The following is a 22,723-nucleotide window of genomic DNA, read 5'->3' on the forward strand; positions in this document are numbered from 1 at the left end:
AACAGTAGAAAGTACTGTAGGAAATTCTAAAATGATAGGAAAAGTAAAGAGCTAATTAAAAAGCTGTTTAATAATATAGGTTTATTTAAGAGATTTTTAATAGAATTTTTTATTGATATACAGAGAAAGGTTTATGTTATATTTAGTGCATAAATAGAGCTTTCCTTTAATAGTATTAAATAAGAAACAATTTGTACATAATTAGGGGGAGTTTTAATGATAATGATGGTACTTAATAAGAGTAAGCTCAAAAAAATTATAATACTAATTTTAGTGATATTATTAGGATTATCAGGAGGGGTAATGGTATTAAAATTGTTTAACAATAAGCCCGTTTTTAACTTGTTTAATGGAGTAGATTTACCATATGAGAGAGGTACAAAAGATAAAAGTGGATACGTTGCATTAACATGCAACGTAGACCTTGGATGGGAAACAGAGTACATAGAATCTATTTTGGAAACTCTTAAAAAAGAGAATGTAAAGATTACTTTTAATGTAACTGGGAAGTGGGCAGAAAAAAATAAAGACGAATTATTGAAGATAAAGAAACAAGGGCATGAAATAGGCAATCATGGATACAAACATTTAGATTATTCGACACTATCATATGAGGATAACTATGAACAAATAGAAACCTCTAAAAAGATAATTGAAGAAATTATAAATGAGAAGACTAAGTTTTTTCAAGCTCCAGCAGGTTCTTTTGGAGCAGAAACAGTAAAGGCTGCTAAAGAATTAGGATATACTTCAATTAAATGGGATGCTGACACTATAGACTGGAAATATAAAGATCAACCAGAAGTAATTATAGATAGAATGAAGAAAAAAGATATTAAAGATAGTAGTATAATCTTAATGCACCCAACTGATGCAACGACAAAATGTATAGATGATATTATAGCAATTGTAAGAGAAAAAGGATTAAAACCAGGTAAACTTAGTGATGTATTTAAGTAGACAAAGTATAAATATTTGATTAAGATTGTATAAGTTGTAGTTGAATTAATTAAAAGACTGACTTATAATGTAATACATATAAAAATAAATAGAATTAGAACATAGTGTTTTCAATAATCCAATGTAACATAAAGAATAAATTTTTAGGAGAATGTAATGTATAAGACAAAAATACTGGAAAATGGGCTTACAATAATTGGGGAAGAAATACCATATCTAAAGTCAATAACGTTAGGTATTTGGATAAATGCAGGGTCTAGAATAGAAGAAGAAGAGGTAAGTGGAACTTCTCATTTTATAGAACATATGATGTTTAAAGGAACCAAAAATAGAACCTCAAAAGAGATTGCTAGCACAATTGACAATTTAGGTGGGCAAATCAATGCATTTACAAGTAAAGAATGTACATGTTATTATGTAAAATTAATAGATGAGCATATAGATACAGGAATAGATGTATTAAGTGATATGATACTAAATTCTAGATTTGATAAAAATGATATAGATAAGGAAAGACTTATAATATTGGAGGAACTTAAGATGTATGAAGATTCTCCAGACGATTTATCTTATGATTTATTAGTCGAAAATATATATGCTAATGATGGTTTAGGGATGAATATAATTGGGACAAAAGATTCTCTATACAATATAACTAAGGAGTCTATGTTAGAGTACTTAAACAAATATTATATTCCAAATAATGCTGTTATTTCTATAGTTGGAAACTTTGATTTTGATGATATGGTAGATAAACTTAAATCTAAATTTGGAAACTGGAAAAAGAGAAGCTTAAGTATAGACATAACTGAGGCCAAGTTTAATCCTTGTTTTATATCAAAAAACAAAGATACTGAACAGGTAAACTTAGCTATGTGTCTAAAAGGTATTCCATTTGAAAATGATGATGAAGTTTATTCAATGGCGGTGGTAAACAATATTTTTGGTGGAAGTATAAGCTCAAGACTTTTTCAGAAGATAAGGGAGGAAAAAGGTTTAGTATATTCAATATACTCGTCACAAACACTATACAGAAAATGTGGTGAATTAGGTATATTCGCAAGTATGAGTACAGAAAATTTGCAAGATGTTTATAATTTAATAAAAGAAGAAATTGAAAATATAAGAAAAAATTATCTTACAGAAAAAGAAATATTTGAAAGTAAGGAACAACTAAAAGGTAATTATATATTGGATTTAGAAAGTACTAGCAGTAGAATGATGTCTACTGGTAAATCTATGTTGTTGAGTAAAAAAGTAAAAACTACAGATGAAATACTTGAATGTATAAATAATGTTGATATTAATTCAGTAAAAAAAGTTGTTGATAAGGTATTCAATATAGAAAATATTGGTACATGTATAGTTGGAAGAGATGTAGAAGATATTCTGCATTTGGATTAATATTTTAAAAAGTGAATCTCTGGAGGTATAAAATATGAATTTATCTGAAATAGCAGGTAAGGAAATAGTTAACTTAGTCACAGGAGAAAGATTAGGAGTTATTGGAGAGTGTGACCTTATACTAGATGAAACTACAGGCGGGATATTGGCGCTTTTAATTCCAAAAGAAAAAGGCTTTTTTGCCAGAAGAAAAGATAAGTCATTTTTAGAAGTTCCATGGAGAAATGTAAAAAAAATAGGCAATGATATGATAATTATAGAATATGAGGGATATATTTAGGAGGAAAAAATGAGTATTTTAGTGCAAAAGTTTGGTGGGACATCAGTAGAATCATATGAAAAAATGAATGAAGTATGTAAGATAGTAAAAGCATACAGAGATAATGATGAAGAGTTACAATTAGTATTAGTAGTTTCAGCAATGGGTAGAAAGGGCGCTCCATATGCAACAGATACACTTATAAATCTGTGTAATTCAGTAAATGATGAACCAAATAAAAGAGAACTTGATTTAATAATGTCTTGTGGTGAAATAATATCAGGGACAATTCTTGCTAATTTATTAAATGCAAAAGGTATAGAATCTGTTTTCTTTACTGGTCAACAAGCAGGTATAATTACAAGTGATGAGTATTCTAATGCTAAAATAAAATATATAAACCCTAAAAAGGTAAAAAGAGCATTAGATGATGGCAAAGTTGTTGTTATAGCTGGATTTCAAGGTGTAACAGATGATGGTGAAGTAACTACTCTTGGAAGAGGTGGAAGTGATACATCAGCAGTTGCTATTGGTAAATCTTTGGAATGTGAGACAGTTGAAATTTACACTGATGTAGATGGTATAATGACTGCAGACCCTAGAGTAGAACCAAATGCTAAAGTATTGAGTTTTATAGATTATGAAGAAGTATTTCAAATGGCAGATAAAGGAGCTAAGGTAATACATCCAAGAGCAGTACAGTTAGCTAAAAGTGGAAATATAACTCTAGCAATAAAAAATACAATGAATCCAACTTTTGAAGGTACAAAAATAGGTTCTTTATGTAAGCATTTAGAACAAAATATAGAATATGAACAAGAAAAAGACCTTAAAGTTGCTGTTGCAAATAAAGATAGTGTTGCTCAAGTTAAGATTAAATCAGCAGAAGAAGTGTTTACAGAAGTATTAAATGAAATAGAAAAGAAACTTATAAATATAGATATGATAAATTTCTTTATATCAGAAAAAGCCTTTGTTATTGAAGATGCTGATATAAAAGAATTAAAAGAAATACTAGATAAATTTGAATTAGATTATGAAGTAAATAGAGATTGTGCTAAAGTAACATTGATATGTTCAAGAATAGCTGATGAAATGTCTGGTATCATGTCAAAAGTAGTTAGAGGTTTATCAAAAGCAGGAGTATCTCTTTTACAAACATCAGATTCAAATATGACTATATCTTGTTTAGTTAGTGAAGAAGATATGCATACAGCAGTACATGCAATACACCAACAATTTTATGTAAAATAAGAATCGTAATGCAATTACTTTTATTCAAAATTTAATAATTTTTCGTATATCTTAATATATTTGATTTATTTGGCAAAACTAAGTTAAATATATTTTGATAGGAGTTTTTTTATGAAAGATTATAAAGATGATAATGAAACATTTGATAAAGATAATTGTAGAAGAGATTCTAGCTGTGAGGAAAGAGAATGTATAAAACAATTTGGCACTAGTGAGATGCCTCCTCAGCCTCCTAAAGATACCCAATGTATAACTATAATTGGAGAAATTGAAGGTCATTTTATAGGAAATCCTCAGAAAAAAGCTACAAAGTATGAACATATAATTCCAATGCTTTATTCAATTGAGGAAAGTAATGATGTTAAAGGAGTACTAGTTGTTTTAAATACTGTTGGAGGAGATATTGAGGCAGGTCTAGCTATTGCAGAACTTTTAAATAGTACATCCAAAAAAGTAGTTACTCTTGTATTAGGGGGAAGTCATAGTATAGGTGTTCCTCTTGCTACTGCAGGTGATTACTCATTTATAGCTCCAACTGCAACAATGATTATACATCCTGTAAGAACAACTGGACTTGTAATAGGTATAAATGAAACTTTCGAGTATTTTAAAAAGATGCAAGAGAGAATAATTCAATTTATCATAAGAACATCTAATATCGAAAGAGATATACTTGATAAACTTATGCATGAGAAAGATGAGCTTATAAGTGATGTTGGTAGTGTTTTAATAGGAAAAGAAGCTGTAGATTACGGGATTATAGATGAAGTTGGTGGATTAAAAGATGCTATTAAAAAATTAAAAGAGCTTATAAAAGAATCAGAGGAAGAAAAAAATAATGATTAAAATTTGTTTAAATAATAAAATTTATGATATAATGATGTAATAAAGTAGGAGTGTTAGTGTTAAGGCATTAGCACTTTTTGCTATGAAGGGGTAAAACTTGCTAAAAATAAGGAGTGATATTAATGGCCACGAAAAAGAAGAAAAAAAAGAAGGTAAATACCTTAAGCTTTAATGCAGAATATCATAATTTGATAACAATATTTATAGGTGTATTTTTATTATATAGTTTAAATTCTAATTCTATGGGATGGATACCTGTGATAATGCAAAATCTCTTTAAAGGATTATTTGGAGGACTTTCCATAGCAATACCATTTATAGTAATTATAACAGGACTTCTAGGGTTTTTTGATGGAAATGAATATATATATAGATTGAGAAAGACTAAATTATACTACATAATTATTTTATTTATTTTTGTATTTTATGGATTGTTAAATGCAGGAACTCTTCCTGTAGATAGCCCACTAAAAGGTAATATGTTTGATGATGTTATGAAATTGGGTGTAAGTGGACAAGGTAGTGGCTTAATAGCAACAACCATTGCGTATTATATGAGTAAAATATTTGGTATAGCAGGTGGATGGCTAATAAGTATATTTGCTCTTATACTTTCTATAATGTTTATATTTAATATTTCTATAAAAGATTTGGTATCAAATGCAAAGTCAAAATCTAAAGCATCAAAAGACAGTAATTTAACTTTTAAAGATAAAATTTCAAATATGAAAAAATCTGCAATAGATATGATAACTGATGAAGTGGACGATACTACTGTAAATAAGAAGCCTGGATTTTTTAAAGGGTTAATGTCAAAAGGCCGTGACAATGAAGATGAAGAAGATGAATATTTAGAAGAAGAAAATGGTGATGGTGTAGACGATAAGACTATTAAAATAGTTGGTTTTAACAAGGCAGAAGATGAATATTTAGAAATATTAGAAGGAACTCAAAGTATGCCAGAACTAGATGTTTTAAAAGAGTTACAGAAAGCTACAAATGAAAATTCAGTTGTGGAGACTAAACCAGAAAAGAAAGTTGATATAAGCAAATCTAATTTAGATGTAGAAAAAACTCAACCAATAAGCATTGTATCAGAGTCAAATAATGAAGACTATTCAAATTATAAAAAACCTAGTGTTGAACTTTTAAATAAAGTAAATAAAAAATCTGATGAAAATGGCAAAAAGAAGGTTTTAAAAAATGCCTCTCTTTTAGAAAAGACACTTTCAGATTTTGGAGTAGAAGCAAAGATTAATCAAGTTACAGTTGGTCCAACTATAACAAGATATGAGATACAGCCAAGTCCAGGGGTTAAAGTAAGTAAAATTGTAAACTTAACTGATGATATAGCTTTAAGTTTAGCAGCTAAAAGTATAAGAATTGAAGCGCCAATTCCTGGGAAAAGTGCAATTGGAATAGAAGTTCCAAATGAGGAAGCTCAAATGGTTGGAGTAAGAGAAGTTCTAGAAAGTGAAGAGTTTAATAATTTTGATTCTCCTCTTGCAATGGGGCTTGGGAAAGATGTAGCAGGCAAAATTATAATTGGAGATATAGGTAAGATGCCACATTTACTTATAGCTGGTTCTACAGGTTCAGGAAAGAGTGTCTGTGTAAACACTTTGATAAGTAGTATATTATATAAGGCAAACCCTGATGAAGTAAAATTACTTTTAATAGACCCAAAAGTGGTTGAACTTGCAAATTATAATGGAATACCACATCTTCTGATACCTGTAGTTACAGACCCTAAAAAAGCTGCTAATGCCTTAAACTGGGCAGTGACAGAGATGAATAGAAGATATAAACTATTTGCAGATGCTCAAGTAAAAGATGTAACAAGTTATAATGAAAAATCAGAGGAAAAATTACCTAAAATAGTAATAATAATAGATGAGTTAGCAGATTTAATGATGGCAAGCGCAAATGATGTAGAGGATTATATTTGTAGATTAGCTCAGATGGCCAGAGCTGCTGGAATGCACCTGATTGTAGCTACACAAAGACCATCCGTTGATGTCATAACAGGTGTTATAAAAGCTAATATACCGTCTAGAATAGCATTTGCAGTGTCATCTCAAACTGATTCAAGAACAATACTTGATATGGGTGGGGCAGAGAAACTTTTAGGTAAAGGTGATATGCTATTTTATCCACTTGGAGCGGCAAAACCAGTTAGACTTCAAGGTGCATTTATATCAGAAAGTGAGTCAGAAAGAGTAATTGATTTTGTAAAAGACCAGGTTAAGGATGGAATAAAGTATGAGGAAGATATAATTGAAACTATATCTAAAGTTAATACATCAAAATCTAGCGATGAGGATGAATTTTTAAGTGAGGCAATAGAATTTGTTGTAGAAAGTGGTCAAGCATCTGCTTCTATGTTGCAAAGAAGATTTAAAATAGGATTTAATAGAGCAGCTAGACTTATTGACTCTATGGAAGAAAGAGGTATAATTGGAGCTAGCGAGGGAAGTAAGCCAAGAAAGGTACTAATAAGCAAACAAGATTTGCAGAATTTAGAAGGTGAATAGAATTGTCGGTTATAGAAATAGAAAAGGCACTTAAGCTAGAAAAAGTAGTTTTTGTAGATGTAAGAACAGAAGGGGAATATGAAGAAGACCATATATTAAATGCTTTTAATATGCCCCTTTTTAAAAACAATGAGCATAATGAAGTTGGAACTATTTATAAGATGCAGGGAAAGCATGAAGCAATACAAAAGGGATTTGATTATGTATCGTATAAGCTAAAGGATATATATTTACAAGCAGCAGAGCTTACAGCAAATTATGATAATATTGTCATATATTGTGCAAGAGGCGGAATGAGAAGTGGAAGTATAGTAAATGTATTGTCATCATTAGGTGTAAATGTTTATCAACTTGAAGGTGGATATAAGGCTTATAGAAACTTTGTATTGGATTACTTAAGAAATATAATGAATACAAAGAACTTTATATCTGTGCATGGATTAACTGGCTCAGGAAAGACTGATTTATTGCATTTATTGAAGAAAAAAGAAATAGATGTATTAGATTTAGAAGGAATAGCTAAAAATAGTGGTTCAACTTTTGGTTTTATAACATTTGATGAGAAGCCACCATCTCAAAAGAACTTTGAAACTAAATTATTTGAAAGTATATTTTTCTCAAAAAAGGATTATATATTTGTTGAAAGTGAAAGTAAGCGAGTTGGAAGTGTCACAGTTCCTAATGAAATCTTCGATGCAATGATACGAGATGGGTATCATATACTACTGGAATGTGATATTGATAATAGAGTCAATAGACTTTGTAGAGATTATATTTATGGTAAAGATGAAGATAATATATTGGTTTTAAAAGAGTGTATAAATAAATTCAGAAAAAGATTGGGTCATAAAGCAGTAGATGAATATATTGATTTATTAGAATTAGGCAAATATGAAGAACTTGTAAAAAAATATCTTATAGAATATTACGACCCACTTTATATGCATTCAGTGGAAAAATATAAGTACAATAAAATTGTAAATTTTGATGACACACAAAAAGCCCTAGAATATGTTATAGGCTTATATGAGAGCATATTGGAAGGAGAGAAAAAATGTTAAAGATAGCATTAGAATCATTAGGATGCTCAAAAAATTTGGTGGATGCAGAAATAATGATGGGAATTTTAAATAAAAAAGGTTATAAATTGATAGGAGATTTTGCAGAAGCTGATGTAATTATAGTAAATACTTGTGGGTTTATAGAGTCAGCTAAGCAAGAATCAATTGATACTATAATAGAATTTGCAGAATTAAAACAGACTGGGAATCTAAAGCTGTTGATAGTAACAGGATGTTTAGCTCAAAGATACTCTGAGGAATTAAAAACTGAAATTCCAGAAATAGATGCAATAGTTGGTACAGGAAGCTACCAAAATATAGATGATATACTTAAAGATTTGAGTGAGAAACATCAAATTGTAAGTCTTGATGATATAGAGTTTGTATTTAATGAGGACTTACCAAGATATCTATCTACGCCTAGCTATATGGCATACTTAAAAATTGGAGAAGGATGTTCCAATAATTGTACTTATTGTATAATACCTAAGCTTAGAGGTAAATATAGAAGTAGAAGATTTGAAGATATAATTAAAGAAGCAAATAAATTGGCTGAATCTGGAGTAAAAGAACTTGTAGTTATAGCTCAAGATACTACAAAGTATGGTTTTGATTTATATGGTAAAGAGAGATTACCAGAACTTTTAGAAGAACTTGCAAAGATAAATGGGCTTAAATGGATAAGAGTCATGTACTCATATCCAGAATCAATAACAGAAGAATTGATTAAAGTTATAAAAGAACATGATAATATATGTAGCTATTTTGATATGCCAATACAACATGCAAGTAACAGTATTTTAAAGTTAATGAATAGAAAAACTAGTAAAGAGGATATATTAAATAAAATTAAACTTATAAGAAAGAATATACCAGATGCTATACTTAGAACTACAATAATAGTAGGTTTTCCTGGTGAAACAGAAGAAGATTTTAAACAGCTTGTAAATTTTGTCAAAGAAGTTAAATTTGATAGGTTAGGTGCATTTGCATATTCAAGAGAAGAAGATACACCAGCAGATAAATTACCAAATCATATAGATGAAGAAGTAAAAATACAAAGAAGAGATACTTTAATGATGATTCAACAAAAAATATCTGAAGAACTTAATGATAAAAAAATAGGAAAAACATATGAAGTACTAATAGAAGAGCAAATAGAAGATAATGTATATACAGGAAGAACACAGGGCGATGCAGAAGAAATTGATAGTATAGTATATGTAAAAAGTGTAGATAATCTTGAAGTAGGAGAATTCGTAAGTGTTCAAATAAATGATGCAATGGAATACGATTTAATGGGAGATGTTGTATATGAACTTGCCTAACAAATTAACTTTGTTTAGAATATTTTTAATTCCAGTATTTGTTTTAATAATGTTATTTAATGTACCAAACAAGTTTTTATTAGCTTGTATTATTTTTATAGTAGCTTCAATTACTGATGCACTAGATGGAAAAATAGCTAGAAAGTATAACTTAGTCACTGATTTTGGGAAGTTTATGGACCCATTAGCAGACAAATTATTAGTAATCTCAGCACTTACATGTATGATAGAAGATGGTCTAGTAAGTAGTTGGATGGTAATTATAATAGTAGCTAGAGAACTTACAGTTAGTATATTGAGGGCTATAGCAGCTGCTGATGGAAAAGTAATAGCAGCTGGTGGCAGTGGAAAACTTAAAACTATAACTCAAATGGTATCAGTAGTGATTTTATTGTTAGGAGCTCAGTTTGAAAATGAATTAATACTAAATATAGGTGGAATTCTTATACTTATAGCAACACTGCTTACTTTATATTCTGGATGGGAATACCTATATAAAAATAAAGAACTTTTCATGTCTTCAAAATAGAATATTATCATTTAAAAAACATAAATTGATTGATTAATAAATAAAAAATAGCAACTTAAAACTTTAAAAATGTAAAAAAGGGTATACTATTATAGTATACCTCTTTTCTTTTTCGGTAATATTTTCTTTTGTGTATATAATTATTGATAATGGTTTATAAATAAAATGTAGCAAATAAAAATATAATCATTAGGAGCGTTTTTAAATTGACTAGGTTTGATTTATGTTATATAATTAATATATAACAAGAGAACAAATGTTTGTAGATAAATGAAGGGATGGTATAGAGATGAGTGTAGATCAAGAAAAATTAAAAGCGTTGAATGAAGCTTTAGGTAAAATTGAAAAAGATTTTGGTAAAGGTTCAGTAATGAAATTGGGAGAAGCAACGTCTATGTCTATAGATGTTATATCAACAGGAGCAATCGGTTTAGATATAGCTATTGGTATAGGAGGTCTACCTAGAGGGAGAATAGTTGAAATATATGGTCCAGAATCTTCTGGTAAGACGACTGTTGCACTTAGTTGTGTAGCATCAGCTCAAAAAAATGGAGGAATAGCTGCATTTATAGATGCTGAACATGCACTTGACCCAGTATATGCAAAAGCATTAGGTGTGGATGTTGATAATCTAATCATATCTCAACCAGATACAGGAGAACAAGCCTTAGAAATAGCAGAGGCATTAATAAGAAGTGGTGCAATTGATATAATAGTAATAGATTCAGTTGCAGCATTGGTTCCAAAAGCAGAAATAGACGGAGATATGGGTGATTCTCATGTAGGTTTACAAGCTAGACTTATGTCTCAAGCACTTAGAAAATTAACTGGTTCGATTAAAAAATCAAATTGTGTTGCTATATTTATAAACCAATTAAGAGAGAAAGTAGGAATAATGTTTGGAAATCCAGAAACGACTACTGGAGGACGTGCATTAAAGTTCTACTCATCAGTTAGATTGGATGTTAGAAAAATAGACACAATAAAACAAGGTGACAAGGTTATAGGAAGCAGAACAAGAGTTAAGGTTGTTAAAAACAAAGTAGCACCACCATTTAAACAATCTGAATTTGATATAATGTATGGAGAAGGTATATCAAAAATTGGAGATCTTTTAGATATAGCTGCTGACATAGATATAGTTAAAAAATCAGGTTCATGGTATAGTTACAATGATACTAAACTTGGACAAGGAAGGGAAAATGTAAAAAAATTCCTAGAGGATAATATGGATTTAACTAATGAAATAGATGAAAAAGTTAGAACATTTTACAATTTAAATGAGGTTAGTGAAGAAGCCGGTACTTTGGTATCAGAAGACGTTGTTGAAAAATAAGTGAAAATATAAAAAAATAACTATTAAATAAGGACATACCACGCTCCCTATTAGCTTGACACAATGTTGAAAAAATTATAAAATTAAGTGAGGATAAAATATCTAAATTTAATTTTAATTATTAGGAATATTTTTTAATCATAGTGATGACATTTTGGGATTATTAACGAAGGAGGTGGATGTCATAGATAGTGTAGTAATGATTGTAATAGGTGCAGCTGTTGGTATTATAGCTGGATATTTTGTTAGAAAAAATATATCTGAAGCAAAACTTGGACAAGCTGAAAACTTGGCCAAAGAAATAATAGATAAAGCACACCACGACTCAGAAACAGTACAGAAAGAAAAGTTATTAGAAGCTAAAGAAGAGATCCATAAGTGGAGAACAGAAGCTGAAAGAGAAAACAAAGAAAGAAGAACAGAAGTACAAAAGTATGAAAAAAGAGTAGTACAAAAAGAAGAAGTCTTAGATAGAAAATTACAAAATTTAGAATCTAAAGAAGTAAATCTAAGTGAAAAATTAAAGACAGTTGAAAAGAAAGAAGAAGAAGTCGAAGTAATAAAAACTCAACAATTGGAAAAATTAGAAAGCATATCAGGAATTACATCTGATAAGGCTAAAGAAATTATTTTAACAAATGCTGAGAGAGATGTAAGACGTGAAATGTCTATAATGATAAAAGAGATAGAAGGTCAAGCTAAAGAAGAAGCTGATAAGAAATCAAGAGAAATTATAGGATATGCAATTCAAAAATGTGCAGCAGATCACGTAGCTGAAACTACTGTTACAGTAGTAAGCTTACCTAATGATGAAATGAAGGGTAGAATAATAGGTAGAGAAGGTAGAAATATAAGGACTCTAGAAACTTTAACAGGGATAGACCTTATAATAGATGACACTCCAGAAGCAGTAATTTTATCAGGATTTGATCCAATAAGAAGAGAAATTGCAAGAATTGCTCTAGAGAAATTAATAGCAGATGGAAGAATACATCCAGCTAGAATTGAAGAAATGGTTGAAAAAGCGAGAAAAGAAGTTGACAATATTATAAAAGAATATGGTGAACAAGCTGCATTTGAAACTAGTGTACATGGAATTCATCCAGAATTAATAAGATTATTAGGTAGACTTAATTATAGAACTAGTTATGGACAAAATGTTCTTAAACATTCTATAGAAGTTGCTCATATAGCTGGTATAATGGCTGCTGAGATAGGTGCAGACATTAGATTAGCTAAGAGAGCTGGTTTATTACATGATATAGGTAAGGCTGTAGACCATGAAATGGAAGGTACACATGTTGAAATAGGTATGGATTTACTTAGACGTTATAAGGAATCTAAAGAAGTTATACATGCTATGAGTACACATCATGGAGATTATGAGCCTCAGACCGTAGAAGCTGTATTAGTTACAGCAGCAGATGCGATATCAGCTGCTAGACCTGGTGCTAGAAGAGAGACTTTAGAAGCTTATATTAAGAGACTTGAAAAATTAGAAGAAATAGCTAATTCATACGAAGGTGTAGAAAAATCATTTGCTATACAAGCTGGTAGAGAGATTAGAATAATGGTAAAACCAGAAGCCATAAATGATGAAGAAATACACTTATTAGCGAGAGATATGACTAAGAAAATAGAGGATGAGCTTGAATATCCTGGACAAATAAAAGTAAGTATAATAAGAGAAACAAGAGCTATAGAATATGCAAAATAAAATATAAATATCTAAATGATAACAAAAATATTTTTAAAAATTTAAATTTGCCACAGGATAGAATGATTTATCCTGTGGTTTTTTAATTTTTAGGGCTTAAAATGATACAATTTGAAATAAGTATAAAGGGGATAAAGATTAATTAATTATAAAGAATTAATAAAATTAATCCTTATATACACATTGTTTGTATAATTATTTAAGTTTGTTTGATATAATGAAGTGATAAAATAATCTATTATATGACAAATTATAGTTAGGCAGAATTGACTACAGGAATGTCATATCAAAAAACTTTTAATCAACGTTATTGTGAACGATAAATAATATATTTGAAAAAAATATAAATCTTTTTAGACTTTTAATTTTGATGATGTTCTTTATATGATGTATTTGTATATTTCTGTTGTTTTATAAAAAGTAACAGATGAATATAAAAATTTAAAGTTTTAAAGAGTTTACTACTTGAAATAATTATATTTAAAGAAGGTGAAAATACAATGAAGCCAAAGTGAGGGTTAAAGAGGGGACATACTATGAAAAAAAATACACTTTTACATACAAATGTTATTGTTTGCACTATTATTACTCTTGGTTTTGTAGCTACTTCTGTAATTGGATACCAATCTAATACTAATATTTTTAAAAATGATATTGAGCATGTATCCACATTGGCTGCTGAAGGTATCTATTATCAGATAGATAAACTCCTTTCAGAACCTATAAATGTATCTCTTACCATGGCAAATGATAGTTTATTAAAAAACTTTTTAGATGGTGAGAAAGAACATATAAATGATGAGGAATTTACTTATAAATTACAAGATTACTTGAATGCATACAAGAATAAATACTCATATGATTCTATTTTTCTAGTATCTGCTAAAACAAATAACTATTATCATTTTAATGGGCTTGATAGAAATCTTAGTGTTAATAATTCAGAGAATCAATGGTATTATAATTTCTTAAAGAGTAATGATGAATATTCATTAAATGTTGATAATGATGAAGCAAGCAATAATAGTATTACAGTATTTGTAAATTGTAAGATAAAAGATGATGATGGATCAACTATGGGAATTATAGGAGTTGGATTAAAGGTTAATTCATTACAAATGTTGCTTAAAGAATATGATGATAAATTTGATGTTGTAGCACATTTAATTGATGATAAGGGATTTGTACAATTAACATCAGAAAAAACTGGTTATGAGCATATAAATTTCTTTGAAAATTCTAGTAGTGATTTATCTGATTCAAAGGAGTTAATATTAAATAATAAAAAAGAGCAGAGGAGTTTTTGGCATTCATCTGAAAAATCAAAAAGTTATGTTGTATGTCAGTATATACCTAGTTTAAAATGGCATCTTGTTTTAGAGACTGATTTGACTGTAATGAGTAAGCAACTTCAGATACAATTTTTAAAAGGAATTGCAGTTATAATTTTGATTATAATATTTGTACTTTTTACAATTACACGTGTACTTAAGAAGTATAAAAGTCAAATAATGAAGCTTAGTGTTTCTCAGAAATTAGAATATCAAAAGTTGTTAAGTCAATCTACTGAAGAACTTTATGAAAATATTTTTGAGATTGATGTTACTAATAATAGAGCTGGTTGTGAAGATTCAAATAGATATTTTCATGAGTTTGGCTTAGGGCTTAATACACCCTATGATGAAGCACTATATACAATTGCTAAAGAACAAATCAAAGGAGAGTATGCACAGGGTTATTTAGAGACGTTCTTACCAGAAAATGTTCTTAAGTGTTATAATAGCGGAATTAATAATATAAGCTATGATTTTTTAATTAAGAAAGATGGGGAAAATTATCACTGGATTAGAATTAATGCACGAATTTTCTTTTGGACATCAGATGAATCTGTTCGTATGATATCTTATCGTAAAAATATAGATGAGGAAAAAAATAGAGAATTATTACTACTTGAACGCTCACAACTTGATTCTCTTACTGGCCTTTACAATAAGGGGGTAACAGAGGAATTTATTAGTTCATTTCTAGAAAACAAGAACAATCAAGATTCAGAACATGTTTTTCTAATATTTGATATTGATGATTTTAAAAATGTAAATGATAAATATGGTCATGCATTTGGAGATTTTATTATAAATGAATTTGCATTAGAATTGAAATCTCAATTTCGAGAGGATGATATTGTAGGACGTATTGGTGGAGATGAGTTTGTAGTATTGATAAAAAATTTTAATAGCAATAACTATGTACTTATAGATAAATTAGAGCGTTTATGTTCTAAAATTAATCAGAAGAAATTTGCTGAGCAAGCGGAGTTTTCTATTACATGTAGTATTGGTGTAGCAATGTATCCTGAACATGGTTGCGTATATTCTGAGTTATATGAAAAAGCAGACCAAGCACTTTATTATGCAAAAAGCCATGGGAAAAATTCTTATCATGTATTTTCGGATGATTCTATGGATAGTATGTCATTTCACATAAATCCTAGAGATATAAAAGTATTATTGGAAATGGCTACTGATGGTATTGTCAAATTTGCTTGTATGGAAAATTTGAAATTACTTTATTTTAATCAAAAAATGCTTGAATTCACTGGATATTCTGCACACGTTGTTTCATCTGCAAACTTTGATGTTCTTTCACCAGTATTACAAGATGACTTACAAATAGTACTTAATACATTACGAGAAGCAATTTCTAAGAGAGAGACTTTTGAAGTGGTTTTCCGTTTGTGTCATACAGATGGTCATATTTTTCCTGTAAGAATGCAAGGTACATTTGTAAACGAGTTATATCAAAATCGTTATCCTGTTTTTTATGCGATTTATACAGATATATCAAGTCTTAGTATCATATCAGAAAATAAAAATTAAATGTTACAGTAAAATATAAAATTTAATATAATAGCATCAATATACGAAGATTATAAATAAAACCTGCTAAAAATCAATCTATTTTATTAGCAGGTTTTTAAATTTTTTAATACTAAGTTTTTATGTTTCTAGACGAGAAGATTCGCCATTTTAAAGATTTTACTTATTATTTTAAACATTAATTATGAAATTTATCAATTTATTATCTACATAAAATATTTTATAACAATAAATATCTATAGTTATTGCAAATTTTCTTTAATAGTTTTGTATTTATTTGTACTTATTTTGAATTTGTTTGCTAAATTTGCCTATAAAAAGTATATATAAAAATATAGTTTAAAATGGTATAATTAATTATAACAGAAGGAGGTAATGTAAGTGAGCCAATACATAAATATAAACTCTCAGTTAGACGCCCTGAAATTGAAAGAATTCGAGAAAGTATTTTACGAAAATATCAATGAGGACGTTAAAGTAGTGCCAAAAGTTACTCCTTTTAAAGGAATAAATACTGACTTGTTGTATGTAAAAGATGGAAAAATTTTATTTATAAAATTTATGGATACAACAGAAGATATATATTTTATTTTGGAAGAAGAGTTACTTGAAGTTATGCATGAGGAATATGAGCTTTTGAAACTAAAAATGGGACAAAAGAATAGAAATATAAGCTATAATTATGTTTATATTATGCCATATGTTGAAGTAGACGAAGCTTATGAGTTTGAAGAATTTGTGAATAATAATATAATAGATAAAAATAAGCTTCAAGATATAATGGCTAGTGCTTCACTGGATGAATATCTTAAGGAAAAAAATGATGAAATAAATTTAAATTTATTTTTATTAGATATATGTTCAGAATACTATATAATAAATGACACACTTCACCTAAACGAAAAATTTAAAAAAATTTCCTTCTACAATGATGACTATAAATATACAGCAACTATGATGGAAGAAATTCAAATTAAAGATGCTATTTCTATTAAATATGGAAATACACTTATTGAAGGCGGTTCTGGTATAGGGAAAACGGCAAATATGCTTTCTAGAGCTATAAAACTGGCAAAAGTATATCCACATCATAAATTACTAATATTTACACATACAAAACAACTATGTAATGAACTTCGAGAAAGAATTGAATTATTATATAAAGATAACAACAATTTAGAAGTTCATACATTTAGCTCTTTTATATTTAAATTAGCTAAAAAATATAATCTAATCATTGACTACAATATGTTAAAAAATGATTATGAAAAAACATTTAATAATCTTGTAAAGCAAGCACAAAACATTATAAAGAATAAAAACATGTTTAAGGCTATTTTTATTGATGAAGCAGAAAGTTTTTTAGATTATGAAATAGATTTTATAAGAGAGTTTTTATATAAAACAAAATTCATATTTAATGTGTATTCTTGTAACTCTTTAAATATCTTTAATAGATTAAATATATTTAGGAAACTATATAGTAATATAGAGTTTGATGATAAAATCATATTAAATAAAAATTATAGGCAAGCTAAAGAAATTGTTGATTTTACAAATAATTTTTCAAATAATTCTAATGCTTATATTAATGAATTAAGACCTAATACAAAGTTTAATACTTTTTTTAATACAAAAGCACTTAGAGGTGGTAATAAGTCGGTTGATATAATAAAAGTAAGTGATTTAGATGACCAAATAAGTTCTGTAATATGGGAAATCGAATATTTGATAAGCCAAAAAGGTCTTGATTATTCTGAAGTTGCTATTGTATATCCTTATAATAAGAAGAAATTAAAAAGTGGAAAAACTATTTATTTTCAATACATGTTAAAAAAGGCATTAGAAGAAGCACAAATTCCTTATATATGTGCAGAAGATAACTTAACAAACATAAGTAAGAAGGTAGGAACGACAATAGCAAATATATATACAATAAAGAATTTAGAATATAAAGCGATAATAATATGTGAGTTAGAAATGTTATATAATCAAACAATAAATGATACAGAGCAAGATTATCAAGTAAATGACTTTGTAGGTGATTTAAATAAGGTTTATTTGGCTATGAGTAGGGCCACTGACTATCTAAGTATAGTAACAACCTTTAATGAAGATGCAAGTGATATAATAAGAATTATTACAGAATCAAAAGAGGATAGGGAATAAAACGTATTTTGAATTCAAAAAATTAAAAGAGACTGAATTGTGTAGAATAAATATTACCAATTCAGTCTCTTATTTTTTTAACTTACTTTTCCAATATTATCAAAAGGTAATAATCTTACCATGACCTTACCAATAATTTCATCTTCATCAACCATACCTACATCTGGGAATCTACTATCATTACTATTTTCTCTATTATCACCCATTGCAAATAACTTTCCTTTTGGAACGACTGTGTCTACATCTCCAGAAGTATAATTATTATGTATATATGGTTCAGTTATTAATTTGCCATTTACATATACTTTAGAATTGGATATTTTTATACTATCACCTTCAGTAGCTATAACTCTCTTTATTAAATCTTTTTTCTTTCCAGTATCTCCATCAACTAAATCAGTTTTAAAAACTACAATATCACCTTTTTCAGGTTTACCAACTTTATATGATATTCTATTTAAAATTAAATAGTCTTTATCGTCTAAAGTAGGATACATTGATTCTCCACTAACAATAGAAGGTCTTATAAATTGTAATATTACAAATGCAAGTACAATAGCCATGGCTATTGACTTAATCCAATCAAATATTTCCTTTTTAACACTCATAATTTTTCTCCTTATCATTTGTCATTAAATTAAAATACTTTAGAATAAAAAGAAATAACCAAGAACAACTATACCCAAAATTATTCTATAATAACCAAAGACTTTGAAATCGTGTTTTTTGATATAATCCATAAAAAACTTAATAACTACGATTGAAACTATAAAAGCTACTACAGAGCCAACACCCAAAATAAGCCATTCAAATCCAGTAAATCCAAATCCAGCTTTTAAAAGTTTTAATGCACTAGCTCCAAGCATTGTAGGAATAGCTAAGAAGAATGAAAATTCTGCTGCTACATATCTAGAAGTACCAAGTAATACTGCACCAATTATAGTTGAACCAGATCTAGATGTACCTGGAATAAGAGCTAGACATTGGAATAAACCTATACAAAGAGCTAGTTTATATGTAACTTGAGAAAAATCTTTATATTTTGGTCTTTTATTTCTACTTTCAAGTCCTATCATTATTATACCATATACAATAAGAGCAATTGCAACTACTGTTGAATTGAAGAATAATCTGTCTATATCATCCTCAAACAGTATACCAATAACTCCAGATGGTATAACTGCAATTATAACCTTAAGCCATAAGCGAACTGTTTCTTTTTTTTGTTTAGTATTCTTTGCACTATCAAAAGGATTTAACTTCCTAAAAAATATAACAAGTACAGCTAATATTGAACCAAATTGAATTACAACTAAAAATGTATTTATAAATGTAGATGAAAAATTCAATTTTATAAATTCATCAACTAATATCATATGCCCTGTACTACTTACTGGTAGCCATTCTGTAATTCCTTGAACTATTCCCAAAATGACTGCTTTAAAAACTTCAAGCAAACTAAATGTTTCCAAATTTAAATACCTCCAATACAAATTTATAGTAGCATATTTTACTCAAATATTAATAAAATATGCCACCTTTTACTAACTTATAATACCACAGTACTGTGTAGTGCACAATGGAAGATTGATATTTTCATAAAACCTTCATAATTTAAAAAAATAAACTTGAAACTTGTCTATTGAATAAGGGGTATATATGAAGGGGAAATATATGGTATAGTAAAAGTATAACTATTTTATTTTATGAAAAGGAAAGGAGTTATTATGTATATTACGAAAATATTGGATGATTATGAGTATGAAACTTTTAATGTTTTTTCTACAAAATTAAACCCAAGTACAAAACACGATTATTTATCAAAGGTTATGTTATTTAAAGAGTTTCTAAAAGGAAAAGAATTAATTTATGTAACAAAAGAAGATTGTAAAAATTTTGTGGACTATATACAAACCAAATATGCAAAATCAACTTGTGAAAAGATATATAGTTATTTACATAGTTTTTATAACTTTTTAAAAAAAGAAGGATATATAGATATAAATCCATTTAGGCATGTAGAAAAACCAACAGTAACTAGAATAAAGACAAAGGATGATGTTTTAAGCATACAGGAAATAAATAAGCTTATAGGTATTTTACCAAAACTGAATATAAGAGATAGAGTGATAATAGTCTGTCTAGTTACTACTGGGTGTTTATTAAATGAATTAGTTAGCTTAAAGTGGAAAGACCTTATGGTAGATGAAAACGATAACTCGTATGTTAGACTAGGAAAGGGAAGAAAAGAGAGAGTAGTAAAGTTACATCCATACTTTTTTAGGCTTTTAGAAGACTACAGAAATTATTCTGGACTTCCAGAAGTAATAATACCTAATGATGATTTTATTTTTACAACTCAAAAAAGCAATTCTATAACAGATAGAAATGTCAGATTGATAGTAAAAAAAGCATTAGATTTAGCAGGGCTTTCTCAATATTCAGCAAGAGACTTTAGACATTCATTTGCAGCAATAAGTTTAAGACTTGGGGCGGATGAGAGTGACGTAAAAAATCAACTTGGCTGGAGTGATAAATACTATGCAATTAGATATAAATATGTATTGAATTTTGTTGATAGCGAGATTGTGGATTATTTAATTGAGAAAGATAATCTAGATATAAATAAAAAGTATTAGCACGTAAAAAATACTCTATATAAATATGAACAAAAAATAAAAAAGTCTTGTTATAGTTCGTAAAATTATATATAATTATTTATGTACTAATATGTACATAATAACTATACAACAAAAGATTTAAGGAAGGTGCTAATATAATGATAGATAACAAATATACTACGTACTCAAATCCGCTTACAGATAGATACTGTAGTAAAGATATGAGTTATATATTTTCTCCACAATTTAAATTTTCTACATGGAGAAGATTATGGGTTGCTCTTGCTGAAGGTGAGCATGAGTTAGGAATCAATATAACTGAAGAACAATTAGATGAGTTAAGAGCTAATATAGATAATATAAATTTTGATGAAGCTAGAAAAATAGAAAAAGAAGTAAGACATGATGTAATGTCTCATGTAAAAGCGTATGGTTTACAATGTGAAAAAGCTAAAGGAATCATCCATCTAGGAGCAACATCTGCTTATGTTGGAGATAATACAGACGTTGTACAAATGAATGAAGCCTTAAAACTTCTAAGAGTAAAGCTTGTAAATTTAATAAATAACTTAAAAGAATTTGCACTTAAGTATAAGGATATGCCAGCTCTTGGTTTTACGCACTTTCAAGCAGCACAACTTACAACAGTAGGGAAAAGAGCTTGTTTGTGGGCTCAAGATTTAATCCTTGATTTAGAAGACTTAAATTATAGAATAGATAATATGAAATTAAGAGGAGTTAAAGGGACTACTGGGACTCAAGCAAGTTTTTTAAGTTTATTTGAAGGAGACCATGAAAAAGTAAAAGAGTTAGATAAGAAAATTTGTAAAAAAATGGGATATAGTTCTTCTTATGCAGTAAGTGGACAAACATATACTAGAAAGCTAGACTATCAAGTAATAAGTGTATTATCAGGAATAGCTCAAAGTATGCATAAAATGACTAATGATATAAGACTTTTACAAAGTCTAAAAGAATTAGAAGAGCCATTTGAAAAAAATCAAATAGGTTCATCAGCAATGGCCTATAAAAGAAATCCAATGAGAAGTGAAAGAATAGCTTCTTTATCTAAATATATAATATCTGAATCTATAAGCCCTGCAATGGTACAGGCTACTCAATGGTTAGAGAGAACATTAGATGACTCAGCCAATAAAAGATTAGCTATACCTCAAGCTTTTATGGCAGCAGATGCTATACTTGAAATAGGTATAAATGTAACTGATGGGTTAGTAGTGTATGAAAATATGATAAATAAACGTGTAAATGAAGAACTTCCTTTTATGGCTACAGAAACAATACTTATGGAAGCTGTAAAAAGAGGTGGAGATAGACAGGAATTACATGAGATAATAAGAGAATATTCTATGAAAGCTGCTTATAGAGTTAAACATGAAGGAAAAGATAATAATTTAATTGAGCTTATAATGAATGATGATTCATTTAAAATGAGCAAGGAAGAAATATTATCTATAATGGACCCAAAAAAATTTATAGGTAGAGCTCCAGAACAAGTTGTAGAATTTGTAAATGAAGTTGTAGAACCAACTATAAAAGATTATAAAGAAGATTTAGGAAAAGTAGATGTGGATTTAAGAGTGTAAGTTTTATAGATAAAATATAATTAAAAACGGCTATCTTATTTATAAATAAGATAGCCATTTTAATGGGCTAGCGTCTGCTCTTCACCGCTGTGAAGAGTTCTTCCTTATTTACTATATCATGAATTCAATAAAATAGCTATATAAATAATATTTAATCAGAAAAATATAATTAAAAACAAGAAAAATAATAAGATTACTAATTAAATTTAATCATTATTCAAAAAC

Annotated in this window: 17 protein-coding genes; 15 read left to right on the forward strand and 2 right to left on the reverse strand. The window is 28.3% G+C overall.

Annotated elements, in window-relative coordinates; translation table 11 throughout:
* The first annotated feature begins 216 nt into the window (after positions 1-216).
* The 13 genes from KGF46_RS01270 to KGF46_RS01330 all read left to right on the forward strand — a co-directional run bounded on the left by KGF46_RS01270 (position 217) and on the right by KGF46_RS01330 (position 18,273).
* Positions 217-960, forward strand: a complete 744-nt coding sequence (locus KGF46_RS01270) for a polysaccharide deacetylase family protein (protein WP_227827201.1) — start codon at positions 217-219, stop codon at positions 958-960.
* Between the two features lie 156 nt (positions 961-1,116).
* Complete coding sequence (locus tag KGF46_RS01275) at positions 1,117-2,364, forward strand: M16 family metallopeptidase (protein ID WP_227856518.1); 1,248 nt, start codon at positions 1,117-1,119, stop codon at positions 2,362-2,364.
* A gap of 34 nt (positions 2,365-2,398) precedes the next feature.
* Entirely contained in the window at positions 2,399-2,644 is a 246-nt protein-coding gene (locus KGF46_RS01280) for a YlmC/YmxH family sporulation protein (RefSeq protein ID WP_003419503.1), read from the forward strand.
* Between the two features lie 9 nt (positions 2,645-2,653).
* Positions 2,654-3,877 (forward strand): aspartate kinase, encoded by a 1,224-nt coding sequence (gene dapG / locus KGF46_RS01285; protein ID WP_227827203.1) that lies wholly within the window; start codon positions 2,654-2,656, stop codon positions 3,875-3,877.
* Positions 3,878-3,988: 111 nt separating this feature from the next.
* Entirely contained in the window at positions 3,989-4,723 is a 735-nt protein-coding gene (locus KGF46_RS01290) for an ATP-dependent Clp protease proteolytic subunit (RefSeq protein WP_227854580.1), read from the forward strand.
* Between the two features lie 122 nt (positions 4,724-4,845).
* On the forward strand, positions 4,846-7,257 hold the full coding sequence (locus KGF46_RS01295; protein ID WP_227827205.1) for an FtsK/SpoIIIE family DNA translocase: 2,412 nt from the start codon (positions 4,846-4,848) through the stop codon (positions 7,255-7,257).
* 2 nt (positions 7,258-7,259) lie between these two features.
* Positions 7,260-8,318: a tRNA 2-selenouridine(34) synthase MnmH gene (mnmH, locus tag KGF46_RS01300; RefSeq protein WP_227839909.1), complete on the forward strand. Its 1,059-nt coding sequence runs from the start codon at positions 7,260-7,262 to the stop codon at positions 8,316-8,318.
* Positions 8,312-9,646: a 30S ribosomal protein S12 methylthiotransferase RimO gene (rimO, locus tag KGF46_RS01305; RefSeq protein WP_227854579.1), complete on the forward strand. Its 1,335-nt coding sequence runs from the start codon at positions 8,312-8,314 to the stop codon at positions 9,644-9,646. Before mnmH ends, rimO begins: the two co-directional genes overlap by 7 nt.
* Positions 9,633-10,175, forward strand: coding sequence for a CDP-diacylglycerol--glycerol-3-phosphate 3-phosphatidyltransferase (pgsA, locus tag KGF46_RS01310; protein ID WP_227827208.1), 543 nt, complete (start codon positions 9,633-9,635; stop codon positions 10,173-10,175). Before rimO ends, pgsA begins: the two co-directional genes overlap by 14 nt.
* 289 nt (positions 10,176-10,464) lie before the next feature.
* Positions 10,465-11,511, forward strand: coding sequence for a recombinase RecA (gene recA / locus KGF46_RS01315; protein ID WP_227827209.1), 1,047 nt, complete (start codon positions 10,465-10,467; stop codon positions 11,509-11,511).
* A 175-nt stretch (positions 11,512-11,686) separates the two neighbouring features.
* Positions 11,687-13,228 (forward strand): ribonuclease Y, encoded by a 1,542-nt coding sequence (gene rny, locus KGF46_RS01320; RefSeq protein WP_227827476.1) that lies wholly within the window; start codon positions 11,687-11,689, stop codon positions 13,226-13,228.
* Between the two features lie 536 nt (positions 13,229-13,764).
* The gene (locus KGF46_RS01325; RefSeq protein WP_227827210.1) at positions 13,765-16,104 is read left to right on the forward strand and encodes a diguanylate cyclase; all 2,340 of its coding nucleotides are present in this window, start codon (positions 13,765-13,767) and stop codon (positions 16,102-16,104) included.
* Positions 16,105-16,485: 381 nt separating this feature from the next.
* The gene (locus KGF46_RS01330; protein WP_227827211.1) at positions 16,486-18,273 is read left to right on the forward strand and encodes a UvrD-helicase domain-containing protein; all 1,788 of its coding nucleotides are present in this window, start codon (positions 16,486-16,488) and stop codon (positions 18,271-18,273) included.
* Between the two features lie 77 nt (positions 18,274-18,350).
* Here KGF46_RS01330 and lepB read toward each other — a convergent pair whose 3' ends face one another.
* Both lepB and KGF46_RS01340 read right to left on the reverse strand, forming a co-directional pair.
* Entirely contained in the window at positions 18,351-18,881 is a 531-nt protein-coding gene (lepB, locus tag KGF46_RS01335; RefSeq protein ID WP_227827212.1) for a signal peptidase I, read from the reverse strand.
* A gap of 39 nt (positions 18,882-18,920) precedes the next feature.
* Positions 18,921-19,745, reverse strand: coding sequence for an undecaprenyl-diphosphate phosphatase (locus tag KGF46_RS01340; RefSeq protein WP_227827213.1), 825 nt, complete (start codon positions 19,743-19,745; stop codon positions 18,921-18,923).
* Between the two features lie 255 nt (positions 19,746-20,000).
* Here KGF46_RS01340 and KGF46_RS01345 point away from each other — a divergent pair, with 255 nt between their 5' ends.
* Both KGF46_RS01345 and purB read left to right on the forward strand, forming a co-directional pair.
* Positions 20,001-20,912, forward strand: a complete 912-nt coding sequence (locus KGF46_RS01345; RefSeq protein ID WP_227827477.1) for a tyrosine-type recombinase/integrase — start codon at positions 20,001-20,003, stop codon at positions 20,910-20,912.
* Positions 20,913-21,052: 140 nt separating this feature from the next.
* Complete coding sequence (purB, locus tag KGF46_RS01350; protein ID WP_227827214.1) at positions 21,053-22,498, forward strand: adenylosuccinate lyase; 1,446 nt, start codon at positions 21,053-21,055, stop codon at positions 22,496-22,498.
* Positions 22,499-22,723: the final 225 nt, after the last annotated feature.

The sequence above is a fragment of the Clostridioides sp. ZZV14-6153 genome (assembly GCF_020657855.1).
Taxonomy (GTDB): Bacteria; Bacillota; Clostridia; order Peptostreptococcales; family Peptostreptococcaceae; genus Clostridioides.